This is a genomic window from Pseudomonas sp. KH_021, assembly GCF_057838865.1.
The window spans coordinates 6,042,373-6,068,575 of sequence record NZ_CM174477.1; the positions used below are offsets into that span (position 1 = coordinate 6,042,373).

20 protein-coding genes and 1 pseudogene are annotated in these 26,203 nt (G+C 59.8%); 5 read left to right on the plus strand and 16 right to left on the minus strand.

Annotation, left to right across the window (positions count from 1 at the left end):
• Positions 1 to 43: 43 nt before the first annotated feature.
• Positions 44 to 448, minus strand: a complete 405-nt coding sequence (locus tag AC3IX4_RS27840) for an RNA-binding S4 domain-containing protein (RefSeq protein ID WP_489258505.1) — start codon at positions 446 to 448, stop codon at positions 44 to 46.
• A 264-nt stretch (positions 449 to 712) separates the two neighbouring features.
• Between AC3IX4_RS27840 and rimB the strand changes: the two genes are divergently transcribed.
• A complete protein-coding gene (gene rimB, locus AC3IX4_RS27845; RefSeq protein ID WP_489258506.1) occupies positions 713 to 1,195 on the plus strand; it encodes a retropepsin-like aspartic endopeptidase RimB in 483 nt (160 codons plus the stop codon).
• A complete protein-coding gene (gene rimK, locus AC3IX4_RS27850) occupies positions 1,192 to 2,097 on the plus strand; it encodes a 30S ribosomal protein S6--L-glutamate ligase (protein ID WP_489258507.1) in 906 nt (301 codons plus the stop codon). The genes rimB and rimK overlap by 4 nt, the downstream gene beginning before the upstream one ends.
• A 499-nt stretch (positions 2,098 to 2,596) precedes the next feature.
• Here rimK and AC3IX4_RS27855 read toward each other — a convergent pair whose 3' ends face one another.
• The 10 genes from AC3IX4_RS27855 to trxA form a co-directional block, all read right to left on the minus strand.
• Complete coding sequence (locus tag AC3IX4_RS27855; RefSeq protein ID WP_489258508.1) at positions 2,597 to 5,641, minus strand: efflux RND transporter permease subunit; 3,045 nt, start codon at positions 5,639 to 5,641, stop codon at positions 2,597 to 2,599.
• The gene (locus AC3IX4_RS27860; RefSeq protein WP_489258509.1) at positions 5,638 to 6,708 is read right to left on the minus strand and encodes an efflux RND transporter periplasmic adaptor subunit; all 1,071 of its coding nucleotides are present in this window, start codon (positions 6,706 to 6,708) and stop codon (positions 5,638 to 5,640) included. Before AC3IX4_RS27860 ends, AC3IX4_RS27855 begins: the two co-directional genes overlap by 4 nt.
• Positions 6,705 to 7,784 carry an efflux RND transporter periplasmic adaptor subunit gene (locus AC3IX4_RS27865; protein ID WP_489258510.1) on the minus strand — a complete coding sequence of 360 codons (1,080 nt, stop codon included), beginning with the start codon at positions 7,782 to 7,784 and terminating at the stop codon, positions 6,705 to 6,707. The genes AC3IX4_RS27860 and AC3IX4_RS27865 overlap by 4 nt, the downstream gene beginning before the upstream one ends.
• Before the next feature lie 253 nt (positions 7,785 to 8,037).
• Entirely contained in the window at positions 8,038 to 8,304 is a 267-nt protein-coding gene (locus AC3IX4_RS27870) for a hypothetical protein (RefSeq protein WP_489258511.1), read from the minus strand.
• 298 nt (positions 8,305 to 8,602) lie between these two features.
• On the minus strand, positions 8,603 to 9,277 hold the full coding sequence (locus tag AC3IX4_RS27875) for a gamma-glutamylcyclotransferase (RefSeq protein WP_489258512.1): 675 nt from the start codon (positions 9,275 to 9,277) through the stop codon (positions 8,603 to 8,605).
• 579 nt (positions 9,278 to 9,856) lie between these two features.
• On the minus strand, positions 9,857 to 10,588 hold the full coding sequence (locus tag AC3IX4_RS27880; RefSeq protein ID WP_489258513.1) for a ComF family protein: 732 nt from the start codon (positions 10,586 to 10,588) through the stop codon (positions 9,857 to 9,859).
• A gap of 341 nt (positions 10,589 to 10,929) precedes the next feature.
• Positions 10,930 to 11,898, minus strand: a complete 969-nt coding sequence (locus AC3IX4_RS27885; RefSeq protein WP_489258514.1) for a CDP-6-deoxy-delta-3,4-glucoseen reductase — start codon at positions 11,896 to 11,898, stop codon at positions 10,930 to 10,932.
• The gene (ubiD, locus tag AC3IX4_RS27890; RefSeq protein WP_489258515.1) at positions 11,898 to 13,364 is read right to left on the minus strand and encodes a 4-hydroxy-3-polyprenylbenzoate decarboxylase; all 1,467 of its coding nucleotides are present in this window, start codon (positions 13,362 to 13,364) and stop codon (positions 11,898 to 11,900) included. Before ubiD ends, AC3IX4_RS27885 begins: the two co-directional genes overlap by 1 nt.
• A gap of 424 nt (positions 13,365 to 13,788) precedes the next feature.
• The gene (rho, locus tag AC3IX4_RS27895; protein ID WP_489258516.1) at positions 13,789 to 15,048 is read right to left on the minus strand and encodes a transcription termination factor Rho; all 1,260 of its coding nucleotides are present in this window, start codon (positions 15,046 to 15,048) and stop codon (positions 13,789 to 13,791) included.
• A gap of 229 nt (positions 15,049 to 15,277) precedes the next feature.
• Complete coding sequence (trxA, locus tag AC3IX4_RS27900; RefSeq protein ID WP_003206727.1) at positions 15,278 to 15,607, minus strand: thioredoxin TrxA; 330 nt, start codon at positions 15,605 to 15,607, stop codon at positions 15,278 to 15,280.
• Between the two features lie 272 nt (positions 15,608 to 15,879).
• Between trxA and ppx the strand changes: the two genes are divergently transcribed.
• Complete coding sequence (gene ppx / locus AC3IX4_RS27905; protein WP_489258517.1) at positions 15,880 to 17,382, plus strand: exopolyphosphatase; 1,503 nt, start codon at positions 15,880 to 15,882, stop codon at positions 17,380 to 17,382.
• 218 nt (positions 17,383 to 17,600) lie between these two features.
• Here ppx and ppk1 read toward each other — a convergent pair whose 3' ends face one another.
• Complete coding sequence (gene ppk1 / locus AC3IX4_RS27910) at positions 17,601 to 19,850, minus strand: polyphosphate kinase 1 (RefSeq protein ID WP_489258518.1); 2,250 nt, start codon at positions 19,848 to 19,850, stop codon at positions 17,601 to 17,603.
• 19 nt (positions 19,851 to 19,869) lie between these two features.
• Positions 19,870 to 20,880 (minus strand): porphobilinogen synthase, encoded by a 1,011-nt coding sequence (gene hemB / locus AC3IX4_RS27915; RefSeq protein ID WP_489258519.1) that lies wholly within the window; start codon positions 20,878 to 20,880, stop codon positions 19,870 to 19,872.
• 207 nt (positions 20,881 to 21,087) lie between these two features.
• On the opposite strand from hemB, the gene AC3IX4_RS27920 reads away from it, so the two are divergent.
• Positions 21,088 to 21,660 (plus strand): DedA family protein, encoded by a 573-nt coding sequence (locus AC3IX4_RS27920; RefSeq protein WP_489258520.1) that lies wholly within the window; start codon positions 21,088 to 21,090, stop codon positions 21,658 to 21,660.
• Between the two features lie 355 nt (positions 21,661 to 22,015).
• On the opposite strand, the gene AC3IX4_RS27925 is transcribed toward AC3IX4_RS27920, so the two are convergent.
• A complete protein-coding gene (locus tag AC3IX4_RS27925) occupies positions 22,016 to 23,242 on the minus strand; it encodes a sterol desaturase family protein (protein ID WP_489258521.1) in 1,227 nt (408 codons plus the stop codon).
• Positions 23,243 to 23,356: 114 nt separating this feature from the next.
• Between AC3IX4_RS27925 and elbB the strand changes: the two genes are divergently transcribed.
• Complete coding sequence (elbB, locus tag AC3IX4_RS27930; RefSeq protein WP_489258522.1) at positions 23,357 to 24,022, plus strand: isoprenoid biosynthesis glyoxalase ElbB; 666 nt, start codon at positions 23,357 to 23,359, stop codon at positions 24,020 to 24,022.
• 5 nt (positions 24,023 to 24,027) lie between these two features.
• On the opposite strand, the gene AC3IX4_RS27935 is transcribed toward elbB, so the two are convergent.
• Positions 24,028 to 24,489: a YaiI/YqxD family protein gene (locus tag AC3IX4_RS27935; protein WP_489258523.1), complete on the minus strand. Its 462-nt coding sequence runs from the start codon at positions 24,487 to 24,489 to the stop codon at positions 24,028 to 24,030.
• 2 nt (positions 24,490 to 24,491) lie between these two features.
• Positions 24,492 to 26,015 (minus strand): annotated as a pseudogene (locus tag AC3IX4_RS27940) (FTR1 family protein); the annotation flags it as partial.
• Between the last annotated feature and the right edge of the window lie 188 nt (positions 26,016 to 26,203).

The following is a 26,203-nucleotide window of genomic DNA, read 5'->3' on the forward strand; positions in this document are numbered from 1 at the left end:
CCAGTTTTTTGCCGGGCGTGCGACGAATGGCGGTGCAGAACGACTACTCGTTGGCGTCATCCTGGAACTGCTGAAGCTGGCGACGCTGCTTCTTGTTCGGCCGACCGTCAGTGCTGACACTCAGCGCGCCCGCCTTGCGCATCGCCGCCGCTTGCTCGCGACGAGCGATGCTTTGCTCGGTTTCGGCGTACAGCAACTGCGCTTCAGGCGCGCCGCGACGGGTCACCGATAGCGCCTTGACGACGACGGTGCGCTCATCAAAACCGGTGCGAATTTGAAACTCATCGCCTATATGGGGTTCTTTCCCCGGTTTGCAACGGTCGCCCCGATGGTGAACCTTGCCACTTTCTATAGCCGCCTTGGCCAGCGCCCGGGTTTTGTAGAAGCGTGCGGCCCACAGCCATTTATCCAGACGCACCTTGTCGTCCGTTTCTGTTTTCTGTGTCACTGCAAAACTCCGTTCATCTCTATAGCGCAAACTTTACTCCGTGCAGCGTCTGGCCAAAACCCCCGCAGCCTGCAGCGCCGATGCCCTCGTATTTCTCAAGCGCGGCACACAATAGCTATCGCCATTTGCTTAAGTTTCTGCCTGAATACCGCGCAAGGACTCAAGGCGTCCCTTTCGGGAGTTTGTGCAGGCGCTATGCTGGGGGGAATTTACCCGCATCATGCCGGGTCAGAGCCCGAGTATTTCCATCGCTGGTTAATCATTTTGAAGACATTCGACCATTTGACAGTTATCGGTTTGCGCGAATGGGTGGCGCTCCCAGGCCTTGGGGTCGCGGGCCTGCGGGCCAAAATCGATACCGGAGCCAGCACATCGAGCCTGCATGCCACAGAAATCGAAACCTTTGTGCGCGAGGGTGAGCAATGGGTGCGTTTCAATGCCCACCTGGGCTCGGTCGTGCAACTGCGTCATCGCCGCTGCGAAGCCCCATTGGTAACGATGAAAACGATCAAAAGCTCCAACGGCCACGCCCAAATCCGCTACGTGATCCGCACGCCATTGGCACTCGGTGATCGGGTCTGGGAAGTGGAATTTACCCTGGCTTGCCGCAAGTCCATGCGTTATCGCTTACTGCTCGGTTCCAAAGCCCTGATCCATGGCCAGTTGGTGGTCAATCCGGGCCTCACTTATGTTCAAGAAAAACCGGCTTTCCCGGTCTCTTCCCCCTCTTCCACAGGTGTTTCATGAAGATCGCTGTCCTGTCGCGCAATCCGCGTCTGTATTCCACTCGCCGCCTGGTCGAGGCGGGTGTCGAACGTGGCCATGAGGTGGTGGTGATCGACACCTTGCGGGCGTACATGAACATCGCCAGCCACAAGCCGCAGATTCACTACCGGGGCAAGCCCATGGAGGGCTTCGATGCGGTGATCCCGCGGATTGGCGCGTCTGTCACGTTCTATGGCTGCGCCGTGTTGCGCCAGTTCGAAATGATGGGCGTGTTCCCCCTCAACGAATCGGTGGCCATCGCCCGCTCGCGCGACAAACTGCGTTCGCTGCAATTGCTGTCACGACGTGGCGTGGGCCTGCCGGTGACAGGCTTTGCCCACTCGCCAGACGATATTCCCGACCTGATCCAGATGGTCAACGGCGCGCCGCTGGTGATCAAGGTGCTGGAAGGCACCCAGGGTATCGGCGTGGTGCTGTGCGAAACCACCAAGGCTGCCGAGTCGGTGATCGAAGCTTTCATGGGCCTGAAGCAGAACATCATGGTGCAGGAATACATCAAGGAAGCGGGCGGCGCCGACATCCGCTGCTTTGTGGTCGGCGACAAAGTCATTGCTTCGATGAAGCGCCAGGCCAAACCTGGCGAATTCCGCTCCAACCTCCATCGCGGCGGCACCGCCAGCCTGATCAAGATCACCCCCGAAGAGCGCATGACCGCCATTCGAGCGGCCAAGGTGATGGGCTTGTCGGTGGCGGGTGTGGATATCCTGCGCTCCAACCACGGGCCGCTGGTGATGGAGGTGAACTCCTCGCCTGGGCTTGAAGGGATCGAAACCACCACCGGCAAGGATGTGGCCGGCATCATCATCGAGCATATCGAGAAGAATGGCGGGCCGAACATGACACGGACCAAGGGCAAGGGTTGATTTCGGCGGTGATCTAATAGCGCTACGTCAGTCAGACCGCGGTGCATTCATCGCAGCATAGGTATCTACACAATTCTGGGGCAGCGCGGCTCTTGTAGCCGCTGCCGAGGTACGAGGCTGCGATCGGCGGCGAAGCCGTCGTAAATTCAGGCCCTTCGGTGTGCCTGATGGATTACGGTCTCAGGTTTTACGGCCGCTTCGCTGCCGATCGCAGCCTCGTACCTCGTCAGCGGCTACATTCGTAGCAGTAGACGAGTTCAGCGAGGCTAGGTCCGGGGACGTAGTCCTCGCAAAGCCTGTACTCGCGGTGTATCTGAATACTGAAGTGCCAGGTTTTACGACTGCTGCGCAGCCGGACGTGGCCTCGTTCTACTCGTCCACTGCTACGAAATGCAGTACACCAAAAGATGTGTAGATACCTATGCTGCGATGGGCACACCGCGGTACATCAGGCAAACCGCGGTGCGTTCATCGCGGTGGTTCGGCATTCTGGTAATCCCTACCTGGCTGGCTCGCGAATTTTGTACCAGGCCACGTACAACGCTGGCAGGAATAGCAGCGTCAGCAAGGTGGCGATGATGATCCCGCCAATCATCGCGTAGGCCATCGGCCCCCAGAACACTTCCCGGGCAATCGGGATCATCCCCAGGCTCGCCGCAGCAGCGGTCAGCAGGATCGGCCGGCGTCGATGCTCAGTCGCCTCGATAACTGCATTCCATGGCGTATAACCGTCCCGCTCGAACGACTCGATCTGCGTCACCAGAATCACCGAGTTGCGGATGATGATGCCGATCAACGCCAGAATCCCGAGAATCGCCACAAACCCCATGGGCGTGCCGGTCGGTACCAGCGCGAGCACCACGCCGATCAACCCCAGCGGCGCCACACTGGCCACCAGAAACAGCTTCTGCACACTGTGCAACTGGATCATCAGAAAGGTCGCCATCAAGAACAGCATCAAGGGCACGACCTTGGCAATCGGGCCTTGGGCCTTGGCGCTTTCTTCAACCGTACCCCCGGTTGCCACCTGGTAGCCCACCGGCAACTGGCTGGCAAACTGGTCGATCTCAGGCTTGAGCAACCTCACAAGGTCAGTCGGCTGGATGTCGTCGCTGACCGCCGCCTTGATGGTGATAGTGGGTTTGCGATCTCGCCGCCATACCAACGGCTGTTCAAGTTCGTAACGGACGGTAGCAAAAGACAACAGCGGGATCGACGTGCCGCTCGGGGTGAGGATTTGCAGGTTCTGCAGGGTCTCAGGCGAGCCCCGCTCGCTGTCCACCGCACGGCCAATCACATCGATCAGGTAGATATCGTCTTGCACCTGAGTCACTGGCAAGCCGCTGACGATGCTGTTCATCAGGTTGGCCACATCCTCCGATGACAGCCCCAATTGTCGCGCCTTGTCCTGGGCGATGTCGATGCGTAGCACTTTGCCTGGCTCGTTCCAGTCGTAGATCATTTCGCCGATGTGCGCGTTGTTGTCCAACAGCGTCGCCAGGTCGATCGCGTGCTTGCGCACCCGATCGATATCCGGGCCGCTGACCCGGTACTGGATAGGGCGGCCTACTGGTGGACCCATCTCCAGTGCCTGGACAAAACTGCCGACGCCGACAAAGTCCTCACGCAAGATCGTGTTCAATCGGCCCATCAACGCACCGCGCTCTTCCAGGCCCTTGCTGACAATCACCAACTGCGCGTAGTACGGGTTTTCCAGTTGTTGGTCCAACGGCAGGTAGAAACGGATCGCACCCTGGCCGATATAGGTGCTCCAGCGGACGATGTCCGGGTCATCCTTGATCTTGGCTTCCAGGCGATCAACCGCCAGGCGGGTCTCCTGGATCGAGGCGTTTTGCGGCAAGTTCAGGTCGACCAGGATTTCGGGCCGGTCTGAAGACGGGAAGAACTGGTTTTGCACAAATCGCATGCAGAACACGGCCAGCACAAACAGCAGCACCGTGCCGATAATCGTCAGCCAGCGGTTACGCATGCACCAGATCAGCCCATGGTTGAAGCCGCGGCCAATACGCCCAGGCTCTGCATTGTGCGGCTTTACGTTGGCGCTCAGGATATGCACGCCGATCACCGGGGCAAACAGCACCGCGACGATCCAGGAAACCAGCATGGCCACGGCAATCACCGCAAACAGGGTGAAGGTGTATTCACCGGCCGAACTGGCGTTCAAGCCGATGGGCACGAACCCCGCCACCGTCACCAGGGTGCCGGTCAGCATGGGGAAGGCCGTGGAGGTGTAGGCGAACGTGGCCGCCTGCTCCTTGGTCTCGCCCATTTCAAGGCGGGTGACCATCATCTCCACCGTGATCATGGCATCGTCCACCAGCAACCCGAGGGCGATGATCAAGGCGCCCAGCGAGATCCGCTGCATGGTGATGCCGCTGTATTCCATGAACACGAACACCATCGCCAGCACCAGCGGAATCGAGCAGGCCACCACCAGGCCCGCCCGCACACCGAGGCTGACAAAACTCACCACCAGCACGATGATCACCGCCTCGAACAACGCACTGGTAAAGCCGCCGACCGCCTTCTCGACCACCTCGGCCTGGGATGACACGGTGTGCACGCCAATACCCACGGGCAAGTCGGCCGTCAAGCTCTGCATCCGCTCATGCAGCACCCTGCCGAACTCCTGGATATTGCCGCCAGCTTTCATGGCGATCGCAAGGCCAATACCGGGCTGGCCATTGAAGCGGAACATCGTCGTGGGTGGGTCGACGTAGCCCCGGGTGATGTCGGCAATATCGGCCAACCGATAGAAGCGGTCGTTCAAACGCAGATTGACCGCTTGCAGATCCTTCTCCGAAGCAAACTGCCCGGACGTGCGTACCGAAATGCGCTCCGGCCCCGCCTCAATGACCCCGGCCGGCGTCACGGCGTTCTGCGATTGCAGGCTTTGCACGACCTGGCGCTGATCCAGGCCCAGCGCTGCCAGTTTGCGCGTCGAGAAACTCAGGTAGAGGACTTCATCCTGCTCCCCGATCATCTCGACCTTGCCCAGGCCCGGCACATCGTGGATCTCGGCGCGTACTTGCTCCACATAGTCGCGCAGCTGGCGCATGCTCAAGCCGTCAGCGGTAAAGGCGTAGACCGAGCCGAACACATCACCGAACTCATCGTTGAAACCCGGCCCCTGGATGCCCTGAGGAAAGTCACCGCGGATGTCCTGGATCTTTTTGCGTACCTGGTACCAGATCTGCGGGATGTCTTCGGCCTGGGTGGTGTCGCGCAGGTTGACGAACACCGTCGACTCGCCAGGGCGGGTATAGCTTTTGACGTAGTCGAGCGAGTCGAGCTCTTCGAGCTTTTTCTCGATTCGATCGGTGACCTGATCGAGGGTCTCGTCCTGGGTCGCGCCCGGCCAGCGGGTCTGGATCACCATGGTCTTGATGGTGAAGGACGGGTCTTCCTCTCGGCCCAGGTTGAAGTAGGAAAACACGCCCATCAGCAACGCCACAAACATCAGGTACCAGATGAAAGACTGGTGCTTGAGTGCCCATTCGGACAGATTGAAGCTCCCCTTCATTGCTGGCTTCCCTTATCGAGTTTGATCTTCTGCCCGGGCTTGAGGCTGTTGACGCCAGCGCTGACCACCCGCTCGCCGGGCTTGACCCCGGAAGCCAACAAGACTTTGTTGCCCTCGCGGCTGAGTACCTTGACCTCGTGGGGTGATACCGTGCTGGCGGCCGTATCAATGACCCAGACCTGCGCCTTGCCGTCTATTTCCTGAAGCGCACTGGCCGGCAGTTCGATGCGCGGGGTGATGACTGAGCTCAATGTGACGCTGATCGCCGTACCAAGCCGAAAACCCTGGGGCGTTTGGGCCAGCGTCAAACGGGCCCGCCGGGTGCGCGTGGCGCTTTCAGCCTGGGGTTCGATCTCACGCAACTTGGCCGTGGTATTGATCCCTGGATCGAGTTGCGCCGCCACGGTGAACTCAACGCCCACCGGCATTTGATCGGCCAGGCTCGCGGGCAAGTCGATCACTGCCTCCTTGATCTCTGGCTGAGCCAGAGTCACCACCTGCTGCCCGATGCTCACCACTTGCCCTGCTTCAGCGTGCCAGGCGGTCACCACCGCTGCGTGGTCGCTGTGCAATTCGCTGTAGCCCAGTTGATCACGCGCCTGGCTGACAGCTGCCTTGGCCTGCGTCAACTGAGCGCCGGTGGTTTTCAGGTCGGTCTGGGCGATATCCAATTGCGCCTGGGCGCCGACGCCTCGATTGAACAACTCTTGCTGGCGACGGGCATTGGCCTGGGCGTTGATCCATTGCGCCTGGATCTTGGCCAGATCGCCTTCGCTGGCGCGCAACTGGTTTTGCTGATCGGTGGGGTCCAGCGCTGCCAACAAGGCACCCTTGGCCACCTGGGTGCCTACGTCGACATAACGCCGGGCGATCCGCCCCGACACGCGAAAGCCCAAGGTGCTTTCGTAGCGCGCTTGAATGGTGCCGGCAAAGCGGCCATAAGTTTCCTGATCCTGCGCCTTGACCTCGACGGACAGCACGGGCCTGATTTGCTCTGGCGCCTGTTCTTCCTTGGAACAGGCCGTCAGCAGCAGGCCACCCAATATCCACAGCGCAAGTTGCCTCATGGTTTGCTGGCCTCGGCAATTTCTACCTGCATCCCGGGGTGCAGCAGTTGCCCTCCGGCCACGACCACTCGCTGGTTGTTGTCCAGACCGTCGCTGATGATCACTTTACCGGTCAGGTAGCGCGCGACCTTGACGTCCTTGAGGCTGACCTTGTTGCCCTCACCCACCACCCACACCGCGGGCGAGCTCAGGTTCTTGGTCAGGGCCGACCAGGGCAAGGCAATACTCGACTTGCCTGGCGGGCTTGCCGTGGCGCTGACCACCGACCCCAGGTCCATGCCGTCGGGCAGGCTTTGCAAGGCCACCTTGACCTGCACCGTACCGCTGTCGGCCGAAACCGTGGGCGTGACCTCGCGCACTTTGCCTTGGGCCTGGATTTTCGGATTGTCCAGCAGGCTGATGGTGATGACGCGATCTTTGGGTGGGTCGATCAGCAGGGACTCATAGACGTTGAATACGGCGTCGCGCTCTCCGTCACGGGCCAGGCTGTAAATCGGCACCGTGGCCTGCACCACCTGCCCTACCTCAGCCTGACGCGCCGTAATCACGCCAGGCGCTTCTGCGATCAGGTCGGTGTAACTGAGTTGTTCACGGGCGTTGGCCTGTTGCGCCTGGGCGGCTTTTAACGCGCTCTGATTGGCACGCAAGTTGGCCTCGGCCGAATCGTATTCGCTGCGGCTGGTGTAGCCCTTGGGCAACAGCTTTTGCTGGCGCACAAAGGCTGCACTGGTTTGCGTCACCCGCGCCTGGGCGGCAAACACCTCGGCGTTGGCCGACTCCAGCGCCGTTTGCAAATCCTTGGGGTCCAGCCGCGCCAGCACTTGCTTGGCCGTGACCCGGTCCCCCACATCGACCTTGCGCTCGATGATCTTGCCACCCACCCGGAACGACAGGTCGGCTTGCACTCGCGCCTGGATATCACCCGTGAGCGTCACCGCCGCCGCAAACTCCGTTGCCGCCACCGACTCCACCCGCACACGTGGCAATTGCGGCTCGGTGGGTTTGCTTTTTTCGCAGCCGGTCAGCACGGTCAGGCAAGCCAGGCCGAGTAACAACGTCGATCGAAGAGCAGCCATACAGGCTCCTTGCTTGTGCGGTACGGCTCTGGGGGTTGCGAGGGAAAGCGTAGTTCAGGGTGGGGGCGATGCACGTTTCTGCCCAGAGGGCTTTTTGTAGGAGCAGAGCTTGTCGGGGCGCCGAACCGTCGCGATGGCGTCAATGCAGCTCTTCAGTCAAACCGCGTCGCCTGCATCGCCGGCAAGCCGTGCTCCTACAATGTGGCAGCAGAGCTTGCTAGCGATTGTGTCGATGCGAGCGTTCAATCAAACACTACAAGCAAGTCCCCGGGCGTGATCGCACCTCATCCAAAACGTCACAACCATCCTGCAACAGCAAGTACGCCACATCGGCAACTGCAGATATATCGCGGGTTTCCATGGCAGCAGTATTGAGACAGGAAAGGCTGATCATCAGCTCTTTGGCGGTGCGGATGCGCGTATCAGCGAAGGCCAACAGGTCGGGAACAGTGGCGTCGGGGTTGATGAGCATTACCGCAGGTTCGCGGGAAATGTCAGTCAGCGGGATTTCTTTGGCCATGGGCAAATTCCTTGAGCAAAAGGACTCAGCGGCCTCAAAGGCTGCTGGGTAGTTAAGTGCTGTACACATGGCTCGGGCTTGCACGCCCGGTCGCTGATTTGGCAGCGACGGGCGAACTATAGGGGAGCGGGTTCGGGGGATGCAAGTTTGCTCAGGCCCAATGGGCTTTTTGTAGGAGCAGAGCTTGTCGGGGCGCCGAACCGTCGCGATGGTATCAATGCAGTTATTAAGTCAAACCGCGTCGCCTGCATCGCCGGCAAGCCGCGCTCCTACCCTAGCCCGTTTGTGCCATGTGAGTTCAGGAGAGGGGGTTGATGGGGATGGATTGTGCCACCTGGGCGACACAGCGCTTGAGCCGCGCCTCCAGGTTGCGATCCGGCATGGCGTGGCTGCGCAGCGCGTTGATCGTCTGGGTCACGTATTCATGAGTGGTGCCGGAGCGCCCACAGGCGCTGGACAGTACATGGCTGAACAGATGGTCCGGCAGATCACCGGCGTAGCTGGGTAGGTGCCGCTCCAGCACAAAGCCTAAGGCCTGGACCTTGCTGCCATCTTCAAGCCGGCAGGTCAGCCAGTGCGGCCGATAAGACGGGTATGGCATCTCCCGCTGCCACAGCGCCAACAGCGACTCCTCAAGCCCTTCATCCGCCAGCCGATAGGCAAACCCGCTGCATGAACCACCCCGATCCAGCCCAAACACCAGGCCCGGTTTTTCCGGCGTGCCACGGTGCTCCATGGACCACAAGTACAGCCCGCGATGATAGCCATGCACCCGCGCGCGACGCCGTTCGCTGCTGGAGCACTCCGGCCGCCAGATCAACGAACCATAGGCAAATAACCACACCGGCCCACCTTTATGCTTGAGCAGGGTGTTGCGCATCGAGTTCAGCAGTTGTTCATGCGTGAGTTGCGGCCCAAAGTCGACCGACGGGGGATAAGCAGGATGCACACAAGGTTGTTCAGTCACCGACATAAGCGTCGCCAAATATTCCTCGCGCCTACCCAAGTAAGCACTGCAAGCGAATAAAGTCCGTGCCCTCACCGTACGGCAGCCAGACCCCGCAGATCAAGGGCTTGCGGCTGAATGGCGGTCGCCGCCTTGATAAAAATGAGTATAGCGATAGTTCTTCCGAACAGCGCCTTGCCTATAAGGGTGAAGAAAATTCTCGGTGGTAGCACGCCCAAAACTGACACCTCATACGCTTACAATGAGTCGCAGCTGCACTGCTGGGTGGCGTGGATTGAGCGATGGATTGGCCGTCCGGAAGGAGATTCGGCTCCGAGAATTTGGCTCGAACCGACCTGACGTTTTCCTGGAGTAGAAAAAGACGCGGGGAACTCGTTTTCCGAGTTCCCCGCGATACTACGGTCAGCCGATGCCTAACAGAACGATACTCGGCGCTTATTGCCTGACCTCGTTCAACGGTGCTCGCTCGGGCCCACAGGGAAAATTCCCCCTGCTTCATGTTTAAGGACCACCGGGCATAGAAGTGGTCGACTGCCGGACAAGACTACAAAACCCAAGCTCGGAAATCAACAACGTGCAGTGATATTAAACCCTGCTGAGCAAACACAGGGCCGAAACCTCGGCGGCTCCAGCTCCGGTAAGCAGCCGGTGAGCGGTGCGGAGCGTAGCGCCCGAGGAAAACAGATCATCAACCAACAGAATACGATGGCCCGCAACCGCAGCATCGGGAGCGAGTACGAGTGGCTCGATATAGTCGCGAAGGCGCTGGTCAACATTTTTCATCGCGAAGCTGCTGTTGTGCGATTTTCGCAGTGTACCGATCAGTGCCGCAGCAAGACTTTTGAGTTTCTTTGGAATCTCGTCAGCATCGTATTTCGCCTCAAGTTCAGCAATCACTTGGGTTGCTGAGCGCTTCAAGAAAAGCCCCGTCTCCAACTGGGCTTCCGGCTGAAACCGGCCTGCCTTTTTTGCCACGTAGCGCGCTATGGGCTTGCTCGACGGGAGTGGTGTGATCTTGTCATAGGGAACTTGGGACATGTAGATGCTGAGAGTGGTCAGGAAATTTGGCCGGAAAGCCCACAGTTGTTCGTCCGAAATCGAATAACGGTGCAGACCCTTCAATGCGTAGATGAATGGATTTCCATCGCCATCATTACCCCTCGCCTTACGGCGGCGGAAGATAGAGGCGACCGAAAGCGATCCTACCGTCTGCATGTGCGGCTTGCGATCCGTTGAGGTATCGAGCAAGTTCTGATGCTCAGCGTTGTAGATAACCTCACGCCGACCGTTCGCCGTTCCCCTTACGTCGATGCCCAAAGCTTTCCCCAAGCCATGCAAAAGGAGCCTTGTATCACACCTGACCTCTTTCACGTCGCGGCATTTTGGATACTCAAAATGTTAGCGAACTAGCCGATATTTTTATGGGAAACGTCTGACGCAATTACCAGATTTCACCGTGTGCGCTCTGCGCTATTTTCACCACACGAACACCCTTTCAAGCAGATATTGAAGCTCAAAAATTAAACTCGGTCTTACGTGGAGTTTTTGTGAGTATTTATAGGGCGGGGTTACTAAATGACTCAGATTCCTCTCGGCTTAATTGCAGGGTTATAACGGCGACGGCTCACTGTTTTTGAAGTGCGCCGTGCTAGCAAGAATCAATTGCGGGGGGCGTAGGCGAATACATCGGCGCGCATTTGATGCGCGTCCATGCCCTTCTCGACCAAGGCGTCGAGGGTGGCGTAGATCATGGCCGGCGAACCGCTGGCGTAGACATGCACAGAGGAGAGGTCGGTGATGTCTTCGCAGACCGCTTCGTGCAGCATGCCACAGCGCCCTTCCCAGCCACACAGATCGCTGACGACCTTGTGAAGGTGCAGGTTGGGCAGTTGCTGCCAGCTGTCCCACGCATCGATGCGGTAGAAGTCTTCCGGTCGACGCACGCCCCAGTACAGGTGGACCGGGTGCTTGAAACCCGCCGCTCGGCAGTGCTCGACCAAACTGTGCATCTGCGCCATGCCGGTGCCCGCGGCAATCAGCACCAGCGGGCCGTCTGGCAGCTCGGCCAAGTGGGTATCGCCAAAGGGCAGTTGCAGGCGCGCCATGCCATTGCGCTGCAACTGCTCGATCAAGCTGCGAGCGCTCGGCTCGCGGGCCAGTACGTGCATTTCCAGCTCGCGGCCGGCAGACGGCGCGCTGGCCAGCGAGAACGCCGATTTCTCGCCATTCTCACGTTCGATCATCAGGTATTGCCCCGCGTGGTAGCGCGGTGGCTTGCCAGCCGGCGCTCGCAGGCGCACACGCCAGACGTCGCCGCCCAGATCCACACATTCGCTCAGCTGGCAGGCCATGCTGCGTACCGGCAGCTCGCCCAGGGCCAACACACCGTCCCAGAGGACCGTGCAGTCTTCCAGCGGTTCGGCTATACAGGTGAACAGCTCGCCATGATCGCGAACTTCACCGGCCTGCTGGATCCGACCATCGACCAGCAAGGCCGCACAAATGTGGCAGTTGCCATTACGACAGCTTTGCGGGCAGTCATAGCCCAGACGCCGTGCGGCATCGAGAATCCGTTCTCCGGGCAACATCTGAAGCACTGCGCCGGAAGGCTGCAAGGTCACACGCATCAATCTATTCCCAACTGATTCCACATTTCGTCGATTCGGCGCGTCACGGCATCATCCTTGACGATCACCCGGCCCCACTCGCGGCTGGTTTCACCCGGCCACTTGTTGGTGGCGTCCAGGCCCATTTTCGAGCCCAGGCCCGACACTGGGGATGCAAAGTCCAGGTAGTCGATCGGCGTGTTGTCGATCAAGACCGTGTCGCGCTTGGGGTCCATGCGCGTGGTAATGGCCCAGATCACGTCGTTCCAGTCGCGCGCGTTGATGTCGTCGTCGGTGACGATAACGAATTTGGTGTACATGAACTGTCGCAGGAACGACCAGACCCCCAGCATCACGCGCTTGGCATGCCCCGGATACTGCTTCTTCATGGTCACCACCGCCATGCGGTAGGAGCAGCCCTCAGGCGGCAGATAGAAGTCGGTGATTTCCGGGAACTGTTTCTGCAGGATCGGCACGAATACTTCGTTCAGTGCCACGCCCAGAATGGCCGGCTCATCGGGCGGGCGACCCGTGTAGGTGCTGTGGTAGATCGGCTTGCGGCGATGGGTGATGCGCTCAACGGTGAACACCGGGAAGCTGTCCACTTCGTTGTAGTAACCGGTGTGGTCGCCATAGGGGCCTTCAGCGGCCATTTCGCCTGGATGAATCACGCCCTCAAGGACGATTTCGGCGCTGGCCGGCACTTGCAGGTCATTGCCACGGCATTTGACCAACTCGGTACGGTTGTCGCGCAAAAGGCCGGCAAACGCATATTCGGAGAGGCTGTCCGGCACGGGCGTCACGGCGCCAAGAATAGTCGCAGGGTCAGCGCCCAAGGCGACCGATACCGGGAACGGCTGGCCCGGGTGCTTCTCGCACCACTCGCGGTAATCCAGCGCGCCGCCGCGATGGCTCAACCAGCGCATGATCACCTTGTTACGACCGATCACCTGCTGGCGATAAATGCCCAGGTTCTGGCGTTCCTTGTTCGGCCCGCGAGTGACAGTCAGGCCCCAGGTAATCAGCGGCGCTACGTCGCCCGGCCAGCAGTGCTGCACCGGCAACATGCCCAAGTCGACGTCATCGCCCTCGATGACCACTTCATGGCACGCCGCATCCTTGACCACCTTGGGGGCCATGGCGATGATTTTTTTGAAGATTGGCAGCTTCGACCAGGCATCTTTCAGGCCTTTGGGCGGCTCCGGCTCCTTGAGAAAGGCCAACAGCTTGCCGATCTCACGCAATTGCTCGGTGGATTCGGCGCCCATGCCCATGGCCACCCGCTCGGGCGTACCGAACAGGTTGCCCAACACCGGGATATCGAAACCGACGGGGTTTTCGAACAACAGCGCCGGGCCCTTCTTGCGCAGGGTACGATCGCAAATCTCGGTCATCTCCAGCACAGGAGAAACCGGGACCTGGATGCGTTTCAATTCTCCGCGCTGCTCAAGCTGCTGCACGAAATCCCGTAGATCCTTGAATTTCATCGACCATGCCAATCAGAAAAGAGTGCTACATCCTACCTGCTCCGAAGGGCGCTGGCACTCAAGGCTGATCATCGAACTGCACTAAAGGGTAATGCGGCGGTGCTTTTTCTCCCATAAAGAGCGGTTCGAGCAATGGCTCGATAAACTGCGCCCCCGCGTCGGACAAATGATTGTCGTCCTTGTAGAGCGATAGAGAACCACAGCGATGACAACAATGGCTCGCAAGCCATAACGATCCTTGTTTTTCTTGTTACAAAAATGGCGCCCCTAGAGGCGCCATTTCTTATTGCTGACAAACCGTGTCGCGGTTTGCCTGATCCATTGCGTCGCGCCTATCGCAGGCAAGCCTGGCTCCTACAGCGGCCTGTAGGAGCAGGTGGTCCGGCATTCCGGTTTACCCGCGATGAATGCACCGCGGATTTTCTTACTTGCGCTTCATCGACAGGAAGAACTCGTCGTTGGTCTTGGTCTGTTTCAGCTTGTCGACCAGGAACTCGATAGCGGCAACTTCGTCCATTGGGTGCAGCAGCTTGCGCAGGATCCACATGCGCTGCAGTTCGTCGTCGGCGGTCAGCAGCTCTTCGCGACGGGTACCGGAGCGGTTGATGTTGATGGCCGGGAAGACGCGCTTCTCGGCGATCTTGCGGTCCAGGGGCAGTTCCATGTTGCCGGTACCCTTGAACTCTTCGTAGATCACTTCGTCCATCTTCGAGCCGGTTTCAACCAGCGCGGTGGCGATGATGGTCAGCGAGCCGCCTTCTTCGATGTTACGAGCGGCACCGAAGAAACGCTTTGGTTTTTCCAGGGCGTGGGCATCGACACCACCGGTCAGCACCTTGCCGGAGCTTGGGATCACGGTGTTGTAGGCACGGGCCAGACGGGTGATGGAGTCCAGCAGGATCACCACGTCCTTCTTGTGCTCGACCAGGCGCTTGGCCTTCTCGATCACCATCTCGGCAACCTGTACGTGACGGGTTGGCGGCTCGTCGAAGGTGGAGGCAACCACTTCGCCGCGCACAGTACGCTGCATCTCGGTCACTTCTTCCGGGCGCTCGTCGATCAGCAGGACGATCAGGTGCACTTCCGGATTGTTACGCGTGATGTTGGACGCGATGTTCTGCAGCATGATGGTCTTGCCCGCCTTCGGCGGAGCAACGATCAGGCCACGCTGGCCTTTACCGATCGGCGCACACAGGTCGATTACACGGCCGGTGAGGTCTTCGGTGGAACCGTTACCGGCTTCCATCTTCATGCGCACGGTCGGAAACAGTGGCGTCAGGTTTTCGAACAGGATCTTGTTCTTCGCGTTTTCTGGACGGTCGAAGTTGATCGTGTCGACCTTGAGCAGGGCGAAATAACGCTCGCCTTCTTTAGGCGGGCGGATCTTGCCGACGATGGTGTCGCCAGTGCGCAGGTTGAAACGGCGGATCTGGCTGGGGGAGACGTAGATGTCGTCCGGGCCGGCAAGGTACGAAGCATCAGCCGAACGCAGGAAGCCGAAGCCGTCCTGGAGAATCTCCAGCACGCCGTCACCAGATATTTCCTCGCCGCTTTTCGCATGCTTTTTCAACAGGGAGAAAATCACATCTTGCTTGCGCGAACGGGCCATATTGTCTATGCCCATCTGTTCGGCCATTTCGAGCAGATCGGTAATCGGCTTTTGCTTGAGTTCAGTCAGGTTCATAAGGGAATGACGTAATCATGATAGGAGGGGAGGAATTAAGCACCTGGCTTAATGAGGCCGCGCCGCAGAGAAGGCGACAGGATCGCGTACTTATTCGAGTAGGAGTGCGTCGGCGACGGCTTGCAGGGGGCACTGGAGAAACCAGCGCGAGGCCGAATGTATCACTTGCTTTTTCTGGCGTCTAGTCGTTCGCCAAAGAAAAGCCCCGCGAGGTGCGGGGCCATTCGACTCAGATGTTGGCGTCCAGGAACGCGGCCAGCTGAGACTTGGACAGTGCGCCGACCTTGGTCGCCTCGACGTTGCCGTTCTTGAACAGCATCAGCGTCGGGATACCACGCACGCCGTGCTTGGCCGGGGTTTCCTGGTTTTCGTCGATGTTCAGCTTGGCGACGGTCAGTTTGCCCTTGTAGGTTTCAGCAATCTCGTCCAGAACCGGTGCAATCATCTTGCAAGGGCCGCACCATTCAGCCCAGTAATCGACCAGTACCGCACCTTCGGCCTTGAGAACATCCGCCTCGAAACTGGCGTCGGATACGTGCTTGATAAGATCGCTGCTCATGGAAATCTCCGGGGTCGTAAGCAAAAACGTCGTTCATCATAACGGCCCAGGCGGCCTACAGGAAGCCGAGGGTGATTGAGTGTAACTATAGATGTGCATGAAGCGGCGTATCAGGTGATTTGTCAGCCCAGGCTGGACCTTCTTCCAGGCTCTATCAGAATTTTCTTACCCTTTTGCGATTACCTGCCTTAAGTCACAGCATATGACGCTTCGCGTTGGCGGCACGTAAGGATCGTGGCACGATGGCGAGGTTATCGACCAGGATCCTCACCATGCCGCAATCCACAGCCAAGAATCTTTCCTTGATCGCTGCCATCGACCTGGGCTCCAACAGCTTCCATATGGTTGTTGCCAAGGCTCACCACAGCGAGATCCGCATACTGGAGCGGCTCGGAGAAAAGGTTCAGCTGGCCGCCGGCATCGATGAAGAGCGCCGGCTCAGCGAAGAGTCCATGCAACGCGGCCTCGACTGCCTCAAGCGCTTTTCCCAACTGATCAACGGCATGCCAGCAGGCGCCGTGCGTATCGTCGGCACCAACGCCCTTCGCGAAGCCCGCAACCGCGGCGAATTCATCCGCCGCGCCGAAGAAATCCTCGGCCACCCCGTCGAAGTCATCTCTGGCCGTGAAGAAGCGCGCCTGATTTACCTGGGTGTGTCCCACACCTTGGCCGACACCCCCGGCAAGCGCCTGGTGGCCGACATTGGCGGTGGTAGTACCGAGTTCATCATTGGCCAACGCTTCGAGCCGCTGCTGCGCGAAAGCCTGCAGATGGGTTGCGTGAGCTTTACCCAGCGATACTTTCGCGATGGCAAGATCACCCCGGCGCGCTATGCCCAGGCCTACACCGCTGCGCGCCTTGAGCTGATGAGCATTGAAAACGGCCTGCACCGGTTGGGCTGGGACGAGGCCATCGGCTCATCGGGCACCATCCGCGCCATCGGCCTTGCGCTCAAGGCCGGTGGCCAGGGCTCTGGCGAGGTCAATGCCGATGGCCTGGCCTGGCTCAAGCGCAAGCTGTTCAAGCTGGGCGATGTCGACAAGATCGACTTCGACGGCATCAAGCCAGACCGCCGGGCGATCTTCCCGGCCGGCCTTGCCATCATGGAGGCGATTTTCGATGCGCTGGAGTTGCAGCGCATGGACCACTGCGAAGGCGCGCTGCGTGAAGGCGTGCTGTATGACCTGCTCGGCCGTCATCACCATGAAGACGTGCGTGACCGCACCCTGACCTCCCTGATGGAGCGCTACCACGTCGACCTCGGCCAGGCTGCGCGGGTAGAACGCAAGGCCCTGCACGCTTTCGATCAAGTGGCCAAGGCCTGGGATCTTGAAGACGGTATCTGGCGCGAACTGCTGGGATGGGCTGCCAAGGTGCATGAGGTGGGCCTGGACATCGCCCACTATCACTACCACAAGCACGGCGCCTACCTGATCGAGCACTCCGACCTGTCAGGTTTCTCGCGCGAAGACCAGCAAATGCTGGCGCTGCTGGTGCGTGGCCACCGGCGCAACATTCCCAAGGATAAATTTGCCGAATTCGGCGAAGAGGGGCAAAAACTGATTCGCCTGTGCGTGCTGTTGCGCTTTGCGATTCTGTTTCACCACATCCGTGGCACCCAAGAGATGCCCAAAGTGACTCTCAACGCCAATGGCGACAGCCTGGACGTGCAATTCCCCAAAGGCTGGCTGGATGAAAACCAGCTAACCCAGGCGGACTTTGCGCTGGAAGCGGAATGGCTGACGCGCGTGGGATTTGTGCTCAGCGTTCACTGAGAGCTGCGATGGCATCACCGCGGTGTGTAGGAGCCAGCCTTGGCTGCGATGGCCACGCCGCAGTGTATCAGGCAAACCGTGGCGCGTTTATCGCGACGGTTCGGCGCCCCGACAAGCTCTGCTCCTACAGCGATGGCCGCGCCGCGGTGTATCAGGCAAACCGTGGCGCGTTCATCGCGGTGGTCCGGCATCCCGGTAAACCCGGCTCCTACAGGGCATCAGCGAACGATGAGCACCGGGTTGCTCAGGCGCTCCAGCAGGGTCGCCTGCGCGCTACGCGGGTTCTGGTTGCCGGTTGGCGTGCTGCGCACATAACGGCCATCAGGCTGCAGAATCCAGGCGTGGGTGTTGTCGGTCAGATACCCCTCCAACTCCTTTTTCACCCGCAGGATCAGCTTCTTGCCCTCGACCGGGAAGCAGGTCTCGACGCGCTTGTCGAGGTTGCGCTCCATCCAGTCAGCGCTGGACAGGTACAACTGCTCGTCGCCGCCATTGAGGAAATAGAACACCCGCGTGTGCTCCAGGAATCGCCCGATGATCGAGCGCACCTGGATATTGTGCGATACCCCCGGGATACCCGGGCGCAAGCAACACATGCCGCGCACGACCAAGTCGACACGCACGCCCGACTGGCTGGCCTTGTACAGCGCCTTGATGATTTTCGGGTCGGTCAGCGAGTTGAATTTGGCAATGATATGGGCAGGCTTGCCTTCGAGCGCGAACTGGGTTTCACGCGCGATCATGTCGAGCATGCCCTTTTTCAGGGTAAACGGCGCATGCAACAGCTTTTTCATGCGCAAGGTCTTACCCATGCCGATCAACTGGCTGAACAATTTGCCGACGTCTTCACACAAGGCGTCGTCAGAGGTCAGCAGGCTGTAGTCGGTGTACAGGCGGGCGTTGCCGGCATGATAGTTACCCGTACCCAAATGGGCATAACGGACGATCTCGCCCGCCTCACGGCGCAGAATCAGCATCATCTTGGCGTGGGTCTTGAAGCCGACCACGCCGTAGATGACGACCGCACCGGCCGCTTGCAAGCGGCTGGCCATCTGCAGGTTGGATTCTTCGTCAAAGCGCGCACGCAGCTCGATCACCGCGGTCACTTCCTTGCCGTTACGCGCGGCATCGACCAAGGCGTCGACGATTTCCGAGTTGGCGCCGCTGCGATACAGCGTTTGGCGCACGGCCAGGACATGCGGGTCCTTGGCGGCCTGACGCAGCAGGTCGATCACCGGAGTGAAAGACTCGAATGGGTGTAGCAACAGGATGTCCTGCTTGCTGACCACGCTGAAAATGTTTTCGCTGTTGGTCAACAGCTTGGGAATCGCCGGGGTAAACGGTGTGTATTGCAGCTCTGGGTGGCTGTCCAGGCCGGTGATGCTGAACAGACGCGTCAGGTTGACCGGTCCATTGACCTTATACAGCTCGGTTTCGCTCAGGCTGAACTGCTTGAGCAGGTAGTCCGACAGGTGCTTGGGGCAATTGTCAGCGACTTCCAGGCGTACTGCATCGCCATATCGACGCGAGAACAGCTCACCGCGCAGGGCGCGAGCCAGGTCTTCCACATCTTCGGAATCCAGTGCCAGGTCCGCGTTTCGGGTCAGGCGAAACTGGTAGCAGCCCTTCACCTTCATGCCCTGGAACAGGTCATCGGCGTGGGCATGGATCATCGATGAGAGGAACACGTAGTTGTCGCCAACGCCCCCCACTTCCTCCGGCACCTTGATGACGCGTGGCAGCAGGCGTGGTGCCGGGATGATTGCCAGGCCCGAGTCGCGACCAAACGCATCGATACCTTCAAGCTCGACGATGAAGTTCAGGCTCTTGTTCACCAGCAACGGGAACGGGTGCGTTGGGTCGAGGCCGATCGGCGTGATGATCGGAGCGATCTCATCGCGGAAAAAGCGCCGGACCCAGGTCTTGATCTTGGTCGTCCACTGGCGGCGACGGATGAAGCGAATCTGATGCTTCTCCATCTCCGGCAGCAGAATGTCGTTGAGAATCGCGTATTGGCGATCCACATGCCCATGAACCAACTCGCTGATGCGCGCCAGCGCCTGATGCGGTTGCAAGCCATCGGCACCGGCCTGTTCACGGGCGAAGGTAATTTGCTTCTTCAGGCCCGCCACGCGAATTTCGAAGAACTCATCCAGGTTGCTGGAGAAGATCAGCAAGAACTTCAGCCGCTCCAACAGCGGATAGGACTCATCCAGTGCCTGTTCCAGCACCCGGATGTTGAACTGCAGCTGGGACAGCTCGCGATGGATGTACAGGCTGCTATCGTCCAGCCCTGGTACGGCATGTACCGGGGCTGGCGTGGCGGCTGGCACTGGCATGGCGGCCGCCACCGGCGTCTCGGCAGGTGGCGAGTCGACCGGTTCGAGCTCTGGCGGTATTTCGACGACTTGCTCGAGCACAGGCTGAGCTTCCTTCACGGTAACTTCGGTGAGTGCTTCGTTGTTCATCTAGCGTTCCTGAAGGGCGTTACTGCCCTCTCATCAATTGTGCGGCGCGAATAGCGAAATACGTGAGGATGCCATCGGCACCCGCGCGCTTAAATGCCGTCAGGGATTCGAGAATCACCCCTTCGCTGAGCCAACCGTTCTGGATCGCGGCCATGTGCATGGCGTATTCGCCACTGACCTGATACACGAAGGTCGGGACCTTGAACTCATCCTTGACCCGGTGAAGGATATCCAGATATGGCATGCCTGGCTTGACCATAACCATATCGGCGCCTTCAGCGAGGTCGGCAGCGACTTCGTGCAGCGCTTCGTTGCTGTTGGCCGGGTCCATCTGGTAGGAGGCCTTGTTCGCCTTGCCCAGGTTCAACGCCGAGCCGACTGCATCACGGAATGGGCCGTAGTAGGCGCTGGCGTACTTGGCCGAGTAGGCCATGATGCGCACGTTGACGTGACCCGCCAGCTCCAGGGCTTCGCGGATCGCCTGGATGCGGCCGTCCATCATGTCCGAAGGGGCAACCACTTGGGCACCGGCCTCGGCATGGGACAGGGCCTGGCGCACCAGCGCATCAACGGTGATGTCGTTCTGGACGTAGCCTTCTTCGTCGAGAATGCCGTCCTGTCCGTGCGTGGTAAACGGGTCCAGGGCGACGTCGGTGATCACGCCCAGCTCCGGGAAACGGTCACGCAAAGCGCGAGTGGCGCGCTGGGCAATACCCTCGGGGTTCCAGGCTTCGCTGCCATCAAGGGATTTTTTTTCGGGCGGGGTGACCGGGAACAGCGCCAGCGCCGGAATGCCCAGCTCTACCCAGTGTTCGGCTTCCTTGAGCAGCAAGTCGATGCTCAGACGCTCCACGCCTGGCATGGACGGGATGTCTTCACGGCGGTTTTCGCCATCCAGTACAAATACCGGCAGGATGAGATCGTCGACAGTCAGGACATTTTCACGGACCAGACGACGAGAAAAATCATCACGGCGATTACGACGCAGGCGAGTGGCAGGAAACAAACGGTTAGCGGGGGTAAAGCTCACGGCAAACTCCTGAGCCCGCTCTAGCGGGCGAGCGCGACAGTTATAAGCGGCCATTATGACGGTTGTATTACAGCTATTGACAACCCTGCAACTGGTGGCCGCAGCCATTGTCCTTGTAGGAAATGTTCACGTCGAGACACATTTGGACACTTTCCCCGACGCGCGCGAAGGGTTAGGCTGCGCGTTCATTTCGCCAGCATCCAGAAAATGCTCCAACAATTCCTGCAGGATTTCGGCTACTTAGCCCTTTTTCTTGGTACCTTTTTTGAAGGCGAGACCATTCTGGTCCTGGCCGGCTTTCTTGCGTTCCGAGGATACATGGACATCAACCTGGTGGTTGTTGTTGCATTCTTCGGCAGCTACGCCGGTGATCAGCTGTGGTATTTCCTGGGCCGTAAGCACGGTCGCAAGCTGTTGGCACGTAAGCCGCGCTGGCAGTTGATGGGTGACAAGGCCCTGGAGCACATCCGTCGCCACCCGGATATCTGGGTACTGAGCTTTCGCTTCGTCTACGGTCTGCGCACGGTGATGCCGGTGGCGATTGGCTTGTCTGGCTATCCGCCGGGCCGTTACCTGCTGCTCAATGGTATTGGCGCGGCCATCTGGGCTGCGGCGCTGGGTGCGGCGGCGTATCACTTTGGTGCCGTGCTCGAAGGCTTGCTGGGCAACGTCAAGAAATACGAGCTCTGGGTGCTTGGCGCGTTGCTGCTGCTGGGCGGCTGCCTGTGGCTACGCCGCCGCATCAAGGCCGCGCGCGTGGCTCGCAAGGCAAAAGCCTGACCGCATCGACTGCATCGCGGCTAAAGCCGGCTCCTACATGCTGTGTAGGAGCAAGGTTTACCTGCGATGGCCATAGGTATCTACACATCTTTTGGCGTACTGCTACGAATGTAGCCGCTGACGAGGTACGAGGCTGCGATCGGCAGCGAAGCGGCCGTAAAACCTGAGACCGCAATCCATCAGGCACACCGAAGGGCCTGAATTTACGACGGCTTCGCCGCCGATCGCAGCCTCGTACCTCGGCAGCGGCTACAAGAGCCGCGCTGCCCCAGAGTTGTGTAGATACCTATGCTGCGATGGCCACACCGCGGTATCAGAAAGACCGCATCAACTTCATCGCAGGCAAGCCTGGCTCCTACGCCGAAGGGGTGGCGGTGTTGATGGGTGAGGTTCGGCTGTAATAGAGTCCGATCAGGCTGAGTAGGCTGTAGCACCCCAGTGCCAACCAGCCAAGCGTCGTGCCCGCAAAAAACGCCACCAACGGCACGTTCGACAGTAACCGCAGCCACTCAAGCTTCGGCCCCCAAGGCCGATTCTCGAGCAACACCCCCAGCACGAACAAGCCGAACGCCATCCATCCCCACCCCAGCCACAGCGCCGCAGCTGTCAGTTGCTCGCCGTGCCCGAGCAAGTAGCTGCCTACCGCGAGATACAGCGTGAACTGCACGGCGATATAAACCTGTTGACCCGGTGCCAGGATCACCTCGAATTTGCGGAACTGGCTCAGGTCCGGTTTGGCCTGTGGATAACGCTGCGCAACATCCGCCGGGCGCCAGCCAGTGGGCATGAACCAGATCCGCAGCTTGTCCCATAGCCGCTCGGTGCGCCGCGCATCGGCCCACAGCTGGGCATAGAACTGCAGGTTGGCCCACAGTGGATTCCAGCTCGCCAGTGGCGTGGTCACCCCAAAGATCACAGGCTCCCTGGCGTCCTCCTCCTGGAAAGTGCCGAACAAACGGTCCCAGACAATGAACACTCCGCCGTAATTGCGATCAATGTAAAGACGGTTCTGGGCATGGTGGACGCGATGATTGGAGGGCGTGACGAAAAACCATTCATACCCGCCAAGCTTTGGAATGTGCCGGGTATGCACCCAGAATTGATACAAGAGGTTCAGCGCCGCGACGCTGACAAACACCACCAATGGCACACCCAGCACTGCCAGTGGCAGGTAGAAAATCCACGAGAAGATAAAGCCGGTGCTGGTCTGCCTGAGGGCGGTGGACAGGTTGTAGTCCTCACTTTGGTGATGCACCGAGTGCGCTGCCCACAGCACGTTGCGCTCATGGCCCAGGCGATGCAGCCAGTAGTAACAGAAGTCGTATCCGATAAAGGCCAGCACCCAGACCCACCAGCGCTCTGCGGGCAATTCGAACAGCGCCAGATACTCCAGGGCCACCGCGTAGGTCACAAGCCCCACGCCCTTGGTCAGCAAGCCGGTGGTGGTCGACAAGACACCTGCACTGAGGCTGTTGATCGCATCGGCCAACCGGTAGGTGCGCACGCCACGCCAACGGTCGATCAGCAACTCAACGCCTATCAGGACGAAAAAGAAGGGTACCGCGTACAGAACGAAGTCCATGAAGCCACCGGGCGGTTTACGCAGGCTTCAAGATTAGGCCCACATCGCGCAAAACCCTATGGCGGGGAGTGACGAATTAGTGGACATTTACGCCAGAAATCGGGAGAAAACAGCATGACCAAAAAAGTTGCAGTGATTCTGTCCGGGTGTGGCGTTTATGACGGCGCCGAAATCCACGAAAGCGTGATTACCCTGCTGCGCCTGGATCAGCGTGGCGCCAAGGTGCAGTGCTTCGCACCCAACGTGTCGCAGTTGCATGTGATCAACCACCTGACCGGTGAAGAGATGCCCGAGGCGCGCAATGTGCTGGTGGAATCGGCGCGCATCGCGCGAGGCGACGTCAAGGACCTGCGCGAAGCGAATGCCAATGATTTCGACGCACTGATTGTGCCGGGGGGGTTCGGCTCCGCCAAAAACCTTTCCAACTTTGCCGTCGAAGGCACCAACTGCACAGTCCAAGCGGACGTGCTGGCCCTGGCCGAGGCCTTCGCTGAAGCCGGCAAGCCCGTGGGGCTGATCTGCATTTCGCCGGCCCTGGCCGCAAAAATCTATGGCCCAGGCGTGGTCTGCACCATCGGTAACGACGCCGGCACCAGCGCCGCCATCGTCAAGATGGGCGGCACCCATGAGGAGTGCGAAGTCAGCGAGATTGTCGAAGACAACGCCCGCAAGCTGGTCAGCACGCCGGCCTATATGCTGGCCAAGTCGATTGGCGAAGCGGCGTCAGGCATCAACAAGCTGGTCGACCGCGTGCTTGAGTTGACCCACGCAGACGACTGAACAGCTCAGGTCGGGTTCTGCCGCGCCAGGCGCGTCAGAATCCGGTCCAGCGAATTGGAGAACGCCTGCTTGTCGCGTTCTCCATATGCCCCCTGCCCTCCCCCGACCTGCCCCTGTTCACGTAAATCGGTGAACAGATTGCGTACCGCCAGGCGCTCACCCATGTTCTGCTGGTCAAATTCCCGCCCGCGCGGGTCCAGCGCCGCGACGCCCTTTTTCACCAGCCGGTCAGCCAGCGGCACATCGCTGCAAATCACCAGTTCGCCCGGTTGGGCATGCTCAACCAGGTAGTCATCGGCCGCGTCAGGCCCGGCAGGCACCACGATCAAGCGCACACAGGCGAAAGCGGGTTTGATCTGGCCCTGCCCTGCCACCAGCCAGACCTCGAACTTGCGCTTGAGGGCAAACTTGACCACTTGGTCTTTGGCGGCCTTGGGGCACGCATCGGCATCAATCCAGATTCTCATGGTCAGTTGGCCTGTAAGCGGTGTTTCTCAGCCAGACGGCTGCGCCCGTAAAGCACGATGATCGCCAGCAGCGCCGCGGCCTGCGCCGACAGTGAATAGGCATCGGCATGAATACCCAGCCAGTCGAACTCGAAGAAGGCGACCGGGTGCGTGCCGAAAATCCCGGCCTCCTGCAGCGCCTTGACGCCGTGGCCGGCAAACACCACTGACAAAGCGCACAGCAGGGCGGCGTTGATGCTGAAGAACAAGGCCAGCGGCAGTTTGGCCGAGCCGCGCAGAATGACCCACGCCAGCCCCATCAACAGCACCAGCGCCGTGGCGCCACCAGCCAGCACCGCTTGATGCCCGGCAGGGCCTGCCTGCAGCCAGAGGGTTTCGTAGAACAGGATGACTTCGAACAGCTCGCGGTACACCGAGAAGAATGCCAGCAACGCAAAACCAAAGCGCCCACCACCGCTGACCAGGCTGCTCTTGATGTAGTCCTGCCAAGCCGCCGCGTGGCGACGGTCATGCATCCACACGCCGAGCCACAGCACCATGACCGCCGCAAACAACGCCGTACAGCCTTCCAGCAACTCACGCTGGGCACCGCCCACGTCGATCACATAAGCTGCTACTGCCCAGGTTGCAAAACCCGCGACAAACGCCAGCGCCCAGCCAATGTTGACACTGCGTACCGCTGCCTGTTGGCCAGTGTTACGCAGGAACGCCAGGATCGCCGCCAGCACCAGAATCGCCTCCAGGCCTTCGCGCAGCAGAATCAACAACCCTGAGATGTAGCTCAGCGACCCGCTCAGGCTATCGCCACCCAGCAGCTCGGCGCAGGCGCTGAGTTTGCTCTTGGCAACGTCGAGCTTTTGGCTGACCTGCTCCAGCGGCAAGCCATCCTGCAGCGACTGCCGGTATGCCATCAGCGCCTTTTCGGTGTCCTTGCGGGCGGTGCTGTCGAGGTTATCCAGTGAGCTTTCTACCAGCTCGAAGCCTTCAAGATACGCCGCTACCGAGAGGTCATAGGCCTGATCGTGATGACCGGCCTGATAAGCAACCAGGCTCTTGTCCAAGGTTTCCGCGGTGTAGTCGATCAATTGCCCGGGGCCCCGCTGAACCTGTGGCGGTTGAGCGCGTTGGCCGCGAAAGATAGCAGCGGCCTCAGGGCCTTCGGCCTTGAGCACGTCAATCGGTGTGTGCCGCGCGAGGTCAGCAAGGTTGAAGGTTTTGCCGCCCTTGGCCGCTGCCGGGTCAGCCGTGAAACTGGCGATATAGGTCGCAATATCCCACCGCTGACGCTCGTCCAGTTGGTCTGCAAACGCAGGCATATCGGTACCGTCGATGCCCTGCCCCAAGGCCTTGTACAACTCGAACAGACTGAGCTGGTCCATCCGCGCACGGTCTTGGAAGTTGCTTGGTGGCGGTTCCAGACCCAGACCGGCCGGGCCGTCTCCCGCCCCAGTGTCACCATGACAGACCGAGCAATGCTGGGCGTAAAGCAGTGCTCCACGTGCCGGGTCGGGGGTGATCACAGGTGCCGTGCCTTCGACGGCGTCGGCCTGCGCAGCCAGGCTGCACAAGGCCAGCACCGAGGCCAGGAGCCAGGCGCAAATACGGGAGGGGGTGGTCATCAACCAATCTCGAATAAGTAGGGGAAGCGTGGGTGCAGCATTGTTCACACCCAACGCGACGCACTCAAGGCTTCCCCGCCCAATTCAGAAATAAA